9 protein-coding genes and 1 pseudogene are annotated in these 6,590 nt (G+C 36.6%); all 10 read right to left on the reverse strand.

What is annotated here, in order from left to right; genetic code table 11:
* Positions 1–566 precede the first annotated feature (566 nt).
* Positions 567–902: a hypothetical protein gene (locus tag AB1422_14980; protein MEW6620616.1), complete on the reverse strand. Its 336-nt coding sequence runs from the start codon at positions 900–902 to the stop codon at positions 567–569.
* Between the two features lie 77 nt (positions 903–979).
* Positions 980–1,324 carry a hypothetical protein gene (locus tag AB1422_14985; protein MEW6620617.1) on the reverse strand — a complete coding sequence of 115 codons (345 nt, stop codon included), beginning with the start codon at positions 1,322–1,324 and terminating at the stop codon, positions 980–982.
* Between the two features lie 127 nt (positions 1,325–1,451).
* Complete coding sequence (locus AB1422_14990; protein MEW6620618.1) at positions 1,452–1,853, reverse strand: DUF4279 domain-containing protein; 402 nt, start codon at positions 1,851–1,853, stop codon at positions 1,452–1,454.
* A 10-nt stretch (positions 1,854–1,863) separates the two neighbouring features.
* Positions 1,864–1,965, reverse strand: a pseudogene (locus AB1422_14995) (polymorphic toxin type 33 domain-containing protein).
* Between the two features lie 25 nt (positions 1,966–1,990).
* Positions 1,991–2,218, reverse strand: coding sequence for a hypothetical protein (locus AB1422_15000; protein MEW6620619.1), 228 nt, complete (start codon positions 2,216–2,218; stop codon positions 1,991–1,993).
* 13 nt (positions 2,219–2,231) lie between these two features.
* Entirely contained in the window at positions 2,232–3,257 is a 1,026-nt protein-coding gene (locus AB1422_15005; protein MEW6620620.1) for an RHS repeat-associated core domain-containing protein, read from the reverse strand.
* 26 nt (positions 3,258–3,283) lie between these two features.
* Positions 3,284–4,135 carry a double-CXXCG motif protein gene (locus AB1422_15010; GenBank protein ID MEW6620621.1) on the reverse strand — a complete coding sequence of 284 codons (852 nt, stop codon included), beginning with the start codon at positions 4,133–4,135 and terminating at the stop codon, positions 3,284–3,286.
* 61 nt (positions 4,136–4,196) lie between these two features.
* Positions 4,197–4,688 carry a DUF4375 domain-containing protein gene (locus AB1422_15015; GenBank protein ID MEW6620622.1) on the reverse strand — a complete coding sequence of 164 codons (492 nt, stop codon included), beginning with the start codon at positions 4,686–4,688 and terminating at the stop codon, positions 4,197–4,199.
* Positions 4,689–4,733: 45 nt separating this feature from the next.
* The gene (locus tag AB1422_15020) at positions 4,734–5,357 is read right to left on the reverse strand and encodes a hypothetical protein (protein ID MEW6620623.1); all 624 of its coding nucleotides are present in this window, start codon (positions 5,355–5,357) and stop codon (positions 4,734–4,736) included.
* A gap of 10 nt (positions 5,358–5,367) precedes the next feature.
* Positions 5,368–6,590: RHS repeat-associated core domain-containing protein (locus AB1422_15025; protein MEW6620624.1), on the reverse strand; the 1,223-nt coding region annotated here is incomplete at its 5' end.

Genomic DNA, 6,590 nt, shown 5'->3' on the forward strand with positions numbered 1-6,590 from the left:
AAGAAAAAGTAAATTTTACTATTCCTTTATTAACAATAAGTTATGTAAAATATCAATTCACAATTCAAGATGCGACCCTACACACCCCTTGTAAGTAATCTTACCACCATCTCCTGGATTCAGGTCTCTAAAAAATGGTGCTATCTCTATTATCAGGGATGTTTAATTTTCAAAGAGCAATTAAGAGAAGAAAAAGTAAATTTTACTATTCCTTTATTAACAATAAGTTATGTAAAATATCAATTCACAATTCAAGATGCGACCCTACACTCCGACAATTCAAGATGCGACCCTACACTCCGACAATTCAAGATGCGACCCTACACTACACATTCGTATAACTCCTTACCAGTAAATGTCGGTCCACCGACAGGTCCGCCACCTCCAAAGGGATAATAGAAGATTTGTGCTACTACCTTGCCATCCTTGTCACTAATTACCCTTGCTGAACCTAACTGGTCATTATGGTAGTAATATAAGGTTTAAGGTTTTGCTCGTGTGCCAAGTGCATTCTACATTCACGGTCCGGTCTGACCCTAACTCCCCACAAGGTTTGCCCCCCTACTTTACTCAAGTAATAATTTTTTTAATACCTTATCTACATTCTGAAAATATTCTTTATTTAATTCCCTCTCTCTTAATTCTCCCTTTAACTTTATCCTTTTCCTAAAAAATTTATCATAGTCCTTACCTGCAAGAAGAGTAACCAAATTTTTCAACGAATTCATAAAATAGGATTTATATCTTTTCCTTCTCATCTCTTTAGCAAACCAATCCACCAAAACGAATAAGCCTTGCTGGTCCGCAAAATTAGATAGAGTCTCGATGTTTTTCTTTATTAGGATTGGATCATCATCATCATAGAAAGTAAGATCAAATCTCTCAAAATATATCTTATCCATTTTATTCTCCTATTGTGTCCAGATTAAGAGAGGCCTAATTGATCTAACATCCACTTTTGCCCTATAATCTCCCAACCTTAAAAAAACTCAAGAAATATCTGTTTTAATATCTTATCCACATCCTGATATTCTTCTTTATTATATAGATTCCTCTTTATTAATCCGCTCTCTAACTTTATCCTTTTTATAAAAAATTTGTCGTAATCCTCACCTGCAAGAAAAGTAATCAAATTTCTCAACGAATTCATAAAATAGGATTTATATCTTCTCCTTCTCATCTCTTTACCAAATTCCCCCTCCAGAGCTAATAAACCTAACTGCTCTATAAAATTAGATAAAGTCTCAATGTTTTTCTTTACTAAGATTGGGTCATCAGCATCATAGAAGGTACAATCAAATCGCTCAAAATATATCTCATTCATAATAATTCTCCTTAGGGACATTTGTTGGACAGAATGATTCATCGAAAGTGCATTCTACATTCACGGTCTGACCCTAACTCCCCACCCAAGGCTACGCTCCTCCTTCCAAATTCTCCAACTGATCTGCTCAAGTTATGTATATATCAATATCTATGTTAACATTTAATTCAGCCAATCGCTTTACCAAGTCGCTATCAAAATGTATTTCAGGGAAAGGTTCAGATTCACTAAAGTAACCAGCACATGATAATTCTGTGTAATATCGGGCAGTTATCGTCTTAAATAACTCGAGTGACGGTTCGATAGAAGATAGCAGATGTTCCACATGTTCTCTTAGAGGTTTTTCTTTTGGCAACTTTGACTGTAGCTCCCAACCGTTTTCTTTTTCCTTGATGACTGTTTTTGGTCTTAGATCACCACGATGCCATATTCTAGTTGGCTGGATGTTTGTAGTTGTAGTTATTTCCTCTGGTAAAGACAAATATTTACTATCAGTAATTCTCATATATACATAGAATTCATATTTCATTCAATCTTCCTCATAACTCATTGATATTGATCCCTGTGGAATCGCCAGGTCCAGTACCATCTTTTGGTTTAACTATAATATTGCCATGTTTATCTTTGAACAAGTCATAACGAGATGCATTTTTCTTAGGTTTGAGATCACTTTATGGTAGTCTGATCCCTTTCTGCCTCTTCAAACATATATGCAGGGAATAAATAGTCTTCTCCTGTATCGTCTATTATTCTATAATAGTCATCTCCATTTTCAATAGAAACTACTTCATAAATTTTGCCAATGGTTAAAGAACATCTTAATCCATGTTCCACCTCTATATCTTCATCTTCCAAAACTATATAGCTATCATTACTAATACATTTTACTTTCATGCTCTTACCCCCTCTACTCTTCCAACCATCTTTTTACTTTATACTCTACCTTGCCAACCCCATGAGCTTCATACCAATGAACTTCGGCTTTACGTATTCTACCAGATTCATCTTTAGCATAGGCAATCCCTTTTTTCTTTTTCCAGTTTTTCCCTCCATAAGTCTCCTTTAGCCTCTTTATGTCTTTAATTCCATGCCCTTTTGCAATAGTTTTTTCAGCAGTTATCTTTCCTATTTCTGTAGTTCCTTTTCCTATAACTTTCGTTCCAATTTTACCTATTACTTTACTGCCACCAACAAGAACTGTTTTTATTCCACCAACAACTATCTTTCCAGCTCCCAAGAAATCTGTTGGATCAACTGGATCGCTAATAATTGCCTCTTCCTCTGGAGTAGGTACTGCACCTAAAATAGGTAATAAAGCATTTGCTATTCTAGAACCAACTCCCGAAATAGCTCCTGTTCTTGCTCCTTCCCAGAAGTCTCCACCGTACATCGCTGCTTCTATTCCCCCATATATCGCTCCTTCTACCCCCCATTCTAATACATCTCCAAATCCTCCTCCCCAATCTCCAAAATTAATAGATTTACCAATTCCCGCACTGAATTGATTAAGCATCCAGCTACTACCAGCACTCATTAAGGCTGCGTCCCAGCCACCGTATTGATATGCCTCATAGATATTATAAAGTGTCCTTGCTGCGGTATAGAATTTCCATGCTGCCCATATAAATTGCCAAAATTCACCATTCGGGTCTATATTTGTGAGTGGATTATTGGCACAGTAGATATAGAGATTATCTGCTGGGATTTGAACTGGATCAGGTGTAATGAATCTCCCTAACGCAGGGTCATAGTATCTGGCGCCGAAGTAGAATAGGCCGCTGTCATCCAACTCCTTGCCGGTAAATGTCGGTCCGCCAACAGGTCCGCCACCTCCAAAGGGATAATAGAAATACTGCTCGACTACCTTGCCATCCTTATCCGTAATCACCCTTGCTGAACCTAAGTGGTCATTATGGTAGTAATATGACCCCAATTCCTAATTCCCTATTCCTAATTCCTTTATTCAACTTCCATCTCTAAAAAATTTATATTAGTGAAGTGATTTTGAAGAATTATATCCCTAACTTTATCATTAACAATAATATATAAAGTTGTATTAAGAAAAAATATATCTGTTTCTGGAATAATGTCTTTAGTTAAAATAAGAACTCGTTTTGATTCATCAAATTCTTCTCTTCCACAACTTTTACATTGCTTTGTTACTTCAACCCCTGGTGGTTTTCCACTATTAGAAATAACAACCATTTCAAATAGAGGACCAAATTTATTAGGAGATTTCTCTTTTTCAACCTCCTTAATAATATCCTCTGGCTCTCCTGTTTCAGGAATAGGAACCGGTCCAACTGATTCTCTTTTCCCAACCTTCTTTATTATTGCTGGACAAAAAGTAATACCTGAAACATTATTAGATTTAAATAAACTTTTTACCTTTTGAGATACTATTATGGAACCCAAGGTGGACCATAAAAAATCACTTTTAGGTCGGGAAGGAAACTCAAGATATACAGGTTGAAATTCATCACCAGGCAATAAGAAATCAATATTTTGACCTGATTTATTTAGTTCTTTTAAAAGAGATTGTCGTAATTTTAAATGTTCTTCCGACGAGATAGGCCATCGATCTCTAATTTCCTTTAGTTTCTGGAATGAACTAGGACATTCAAAGGGTAATATTCTTGAACCACCCCATGTTTCTCCACAAGTAGAACATTTAACCCCAGGCAATCCAAATAAATGTTTTCCACTTCCATTTACAAAAATATCCTTGTAATCACTTTCATAATCAGGAGGTTCTATCTTCCAAAAATTTTTATACAAGGAGATATTTTTTACTTGACAAACCCTTTTCATAGCTGACCCCACTATCCTTCCCTAATCTATTCCCCTGAGAAAAATCTTTAGCGTAGTCGTACTAATCGATAAAAAATTCTTCCGGATGCAGTTCGATGTAGCGTTTGAAAAAAGGATAAAGTTGTTCCTCCCCATATAATTGTTCGTTTAGTGGCTCAAAATAAGCTTCTAATTGATCCTCTGGAATATCCAAAAATTTTTGACGAATATTTCTGTCCAGGGGAACTTTCCCATCTGGGAAAAATTTGAATGCCTGACTCAAAATTTCTGCATGCAAAGTCATTCCTAAAAGTCTGAAACCTTTAAGCACTTCTTCAGAATAAATTCCGCTGCTGTTCCAAAAAAATTGTTGCAAACCCCCATTATCAACTTCACGCATAAATAAAGTTGTAGTATAAATAGCTCTTTGACCTGGACTACCATACGAAATGTGTTTAAGTTCGTCGATAACAGAACTATTAGGCCAAATCGGTTCAATCACTTTCCAGAAAAGTTCTTCATCATTCATGCCTTTAACAGTAGATTTTGAAATACGGTAATCAAATCCTTTCATAAGAGTTACCCCCCACATTTCTTCAAAGAATCATTTATTTTACCTTCAAATCGGTTTAGCTAAATCTTCTGGCCACCGATACTCATTGGATGGAGTAAATTCTATATTACTTAATTTATGTTTTTCAACAACCTCTTTTACTCGTTCACTAACTAATCCGTAATTACAATCTTTGAGCCTAAAAAAGTCTGAGCCATTCCATCTCTTCTCATCCACAAGAATTCCATATTTAAACTCATTTCTTGACCAGTATATTTTTAGATCACATGCTTTGCACTCCTTTGCTAAATATATTTCACAAATAGGATGTGCATATCCATCCTTTACTGCAGTAATCAATTCCCATAACTTTGGAAATGATTCCGGATTGCTCAGTCCTCTTACACTTTTTATGATAACAGGACGCAATTCATATCCTGTAAGTCCTGCTTCTTTAAACAATTGTGCTACCCGATCAGTAATTAAACCATCACTATCAAGTGTCCAAGTAAAGTCTCCAATCTTAGGAGAACGTAGTTCAATACTTAATATTTCCATTCTCTCTCCCGCCCTTTGATGACCAGGATTTACAGGACAATAAATGGTGTTTTTGTATTTCATTTCTTCTGACCATATAGCAACAGGGTATTTTTTATCATCAGTACCAATTGTATAAACATAAAACTTCATCCTTATCACCTCACTTAAGATTAAATTGTAATTTCATTTTCTCTAACTGTTGCAGTATGTGTTCTCGTGTTGGTTTAATTCCCATTCTCTCATATTTATTAAAAAACTCTCGCCACTGCTTATTCCAATTATTAGGTCCTGTATGTAATCCTCCGGGTTTTAATCTATGTTTCTCTTGAGAAATTTTAATAGTATATTTCTCAGGATTTAACCCTGCATCTCTAAACCTCTCAGCAAATTCTTTAGGAAGCAAATGGTGAGTTTCTAATTTTGTAGCTCCTCTTCCTATAACCTTTGCACCAATTTTGCCTATTGCCTTACCACCACCAACAAGAACTGTTTTTATTCCACCAACAACTATCTTTCCAGCTCCCAAGAAATCTGTTGGATCAACTGGATCGCTAATAATTGTCTCTTTCTCTGCAGTAGGTACTGCACCTAAAATAGGTAATAAAGCATTTGCTATTCCAGAACCAACTCCCGAAATAGCTCCTGTTCTTGCCCCTTCCCAGAAATCTCCACCATACATTAATGAACTTATGCCACCAGTTATCGCCCCTTCTACTCCTAATTGGAATATATCTCCTAATGGACCTCCCCAATCTCCAAAATCTATCCCTGCACTTATCCCCGCACTGAATTGATTAAACATCCAGCTACTACCAGCACTCATTAAAGCTGCATCCCATCCACCGTATTGATATGCCTCATAGACATTATAAAGTGTCTTTGCTGCCGTATAGAATTTCCATACTGCCCATATAAATTGCCAGAATTCTCCATTCGGGTCTATATTTGTGAGCGGATTATTAGCACAGTAGACATAGAGATTATCTGCTGGGATTTGAACTGGATCAGGTGTAATAAATCTACCAAGTGCCGGATCATAGTATCTGGCGCCGAAGTAGAATAAGCCGCTGTCATCCAGCTCCTTACCGGTAAATGTCGGTCCACCTACAGGTCCTCCACCACCAAAGGGATAATAGAAATACTGCTCGACTACCTTGCCGTCCTTGTCACTAATTACCCTTGATGAGCCTAAGTGGTCATTATGGTAGTAATAAATCTTGGGAGCAGAGTTAATTGGTTCTTCCTGTAGCTTTGCTACTAACTGCCCATTACCATAGACATACGAAGTTTTACTGGTAATAGTTACCTTCTCTGCCGGTGGTGATTCTAACTTCTGGACTACCCGCACTATTTCGTATGCCTTGCCATTGGCAAGTAATGTCT

This window comes from bacterium (assembly GCA_040757115.1).
Lineage (GTDB): Bacteria > UBA9089 > CG2-30-40-21 > CG2-30-40-21 > SBAY01 > JBFLXS01.

Excerpts from the sequence above, each read along its gene's own strand:
- AB1422_14980 (MEW6620616.1), bottom strand. The coding sequence starts at position 902 with ATGGATAAGATATATTTTGAGAGATTTGATCTTACTTTCTATGATGAT.
- AB1422_14985 (MEW6620617.1), bottom strand. The coding sequence starts at position 1,324 with ATGAATGAGATATATTTTGAGCGATTTGATTGTACCTTCTATGATGCT.
- AB1422_14990 (MEW6620618.1), bottom strand. The coding sequence starts at position 1,853 with ATGAAATATGAATTCTATGTATATATGAGAATTACTGATAGTAAATAT.
- AB1422_15000 (MEW6620619.1), bottom strand. The coding sequence starts at position 2,218 with ATGAAAGTAAAATGTATTAGTAATGATAGCTATATAGTTTTGGAAGAT.
- AB1422_15010 (MEW6620621.1), bottom strand. The coding sequence starts at position 4,135 with ATGAAAAGGGTTTGTCAAGTAAAAAATATCTCCTTGTATAAAAATTTT.
- AB1422_15015 (MEW6620622.1), bottom strand. The coding sequence starts at position 4,688 with ATGAAAGGATTTGATTACCGTATTTCAAAATCTACTGTTAAAGGCATG.
- AB1422_15020 (MEW6620623.1), bottom strand. The coding sequence starts at position 5,357 with ATGAAGTTTTATGTTTATACAATTGGTACTGATGATAAAAAATACCCT.